Source organism: Streptomyces sp. NPDC054932 (assembly GCF_053610205.1).
This window is the reverse complement of sequence record NZ_JBSGXU010000374.1, coordinates 1-2,190: the sequence shown is the minus strand read 5'-3', so window position 1 is coordinate 2,190 and position 2,190 is coordinate 1. Positions and strand designations below refer to the sequence as shown.

General features: G+C 69.0%; 1 protein-coding gene and 1 pseudogene. Both read right to left on the bottom strand.

The genetic code is table 11. The features are described from left to right. Nucleotides 1-1,108: pseudogene (locus ACWGE1_RS40885) on the bottom strand (IS701 family transposase); the annotation flags it as partial. 145 nt (nt 1,109-1,253) lie between these two features. Then, a complete protein-coding gene (locus ACWGE1_RS40880) occupies nt 1,254-2,042 on the bottom strand; it encodes a class I SAM-dependent methyltransferase (RefSeq protein ID WP_453425540.1) in 789 nt (262 codons plus the stop codon). Nucleotides 2,043-2,190 lie beyond the last annotated feature (148 nt).

Here is a 2,190-nt window from a genome sequence, read left to right as displayed (position 1 = left end):
AAGGGGATCAGGTCGTCGGGGGCGGGGTGGTCGCGGCGTTCGGCGGCTGCGGTGACGGCGAGGAAGGCGTGGGCGAGCATCGCGAGGGTGACCCAGCGGTGCCAGGAGGTCCAGCGGCGGACCTGGTGCTCGTCCAGCCCCGCCAGGCCCTTGCCGGCCTGGAAGGTCTCCTCCACCGTCCAGCGCCGTCCGGCCACCCACACCAGGTCGGACAGCGGGACGGAGTGGGGTGAGAAGCAGCGGTAGAAGGCGAGTTCGCCGCTTCTCCGGTTGCGGCGGACCAGCAGCCACCAGTGCCCGGGCCGGTCGGCGGGGCCGTGGATGTCGGCCTGGGCCCAGTCGTAGTACCGCTCGCCCTTGGCGCCCGCTCCGGCCGAGCGCAGCTGCCAGGCCCGTTTCGGGATCTTCGCCACGATGGCCTTGGCCGGGAACTTCCCTGCCACCGTGGTGACTTGGTGGGTGCTGGAGACTGCCAGGACGTAGCCGGTCCGGCGGTCTTCCAGCGCGGCCCGCAGGTGCGGGTTGTCGCCGTAGACCTCGTCGCCGGCGACCCAGCGGGCGGGCGTTCGCCCGCATCCAGGGCCCGGGTGATCATCCGAGCCGCCAGTACCGGCTTGGTCGTGAAGGTGAGGTCTTCGGGGATGCCGGCGGTCCGGCAGCGGTCGAGGTCGTCGGTCCACGAGCGCGGGACGTACAGGGCCCGGTCGATCGCGGCATGCCCGCAGGCGGCGGAGTAGACGAGGTAGACGGCGACCTGGGAGTTCTCGATCCGGCCCGCCGTGCCGGTGTAGTGGCGCTGGACGCCGACCGTGGCGGTGCCCTTCTTCAGGTCGCCGGTCTCGTCGATCACCAGCACGGCTTCGTCATCGGCCAGGTGCTCGAGCACGTAGGCGCGTACGTCGTCGCGGACCGCGTCGGCGTCCCACTTCGCGCGGTGCAGCAGGTGCTGCATGCCGTCCGGGGTGGAGTCGCCCGCGTGCTCGGCCAGCGTCCAGCAGTTCTTCCTTGGCAGGTCCGCCAGCAGGCCCAGCACCAACGCCGTTGCGTGGCGGCGTGGTTCGACCCGCGCGAACCGGCCCGCGATACGGCCCGTCAGCTGGTCGAACATCGACCGCCACCGGGCAGGCACTACGCTGTGACCTGCGGCCACCGGCTGATCTTCGTTGGTCGACACAACTCACGATGATCAACGGTGGCCGCAGCCGTCTCCGCACCGGCCCCGACCAGCAAGATCACGACCTACGGCTGGGGTACTAGTCGGCCTGCAGGACGAAGAACAGGAAGCACAGGAAGCGCGGCTTGGCCGCGATGGCCTCGGGGAACATCTCGCGGGCGGCGGGATCAGGCTCCGGCTCGCTGATGACCGTAATCCGGAAACCGGCCCCGATGAAAGCCTCGATCATCGCGTGCAGCGGCCTGTTCCACCTGCTCACCAGGGCGGTATGGCCGCCAATGGTCCACTCCACGGTCCATTTGGTGGTGTCGAAGTAGTTGTGCTCGGCCTCGCGACCGGCCTCGCGGTGTATGAGGTTGATGGCAAAGGGATGGTCGACAGATGCGATCAGCCGACCGCCGGGCCTGAGTACGCGTCGCAGCTCGGCCAGCGCCGGCCCCCAGTCCTCCAGATAGTGCAGTACCAGGGACGCCGTTACATCGTCGAATGTGTCATCAGCGTAAGGAAGTGGGCTGCCCAGGTCCGCCACCTGCAGGTCCGCACCGTCGCCGAGCCGCCGCCGAGCCAGCTCCAGCATCCCGGCACTCGTGTCGAAGCCACTCACAACGGCGCCACGGTCGCGCAGCGCGGCAAACAGGGCCCCCGAGCCGCAGCCGGCGTCGAGAATCCGTCGGCCGCCCACATCTCCAGCGAGGGCCAGCATCGCGGGCCGCTCGTAGTACGCATTGACCAGGTTGGTTTCGTTTGCGGCCGCGTACGCCTCGGCGAAGCTGTTGTAGTCGTTGGTCTTCGACGGTTCCGCACTCACTGCGGACGGCGAGACCAGCCTGGTGGAGATCGCGTGCTCTTGGCGCTCACTTGAGATCATGGTGCGGGAGACGTGTGCTGCACCAGTTCAGTTCCGGGCCGCTCCCGACGGCCCTCACATCCTTCGAGATCCAACGAGCCGTTCGTTCCCGAGTTCGTCCAGCACCGCCCGGTGCAGCCGACGCCACAGGCCGGCCTCGGTCTATACC

What these genes read in the sequence shown, in the direction of transcription:
- ACWGE1_RS40880 (WP_453425540.1), bottom strand. Translation starts at nt 2,042, where the DNA reads ATGATCTCAAGTGAGCGCCAAGAGCACGCGATCTCCACCAGGCTGGTC.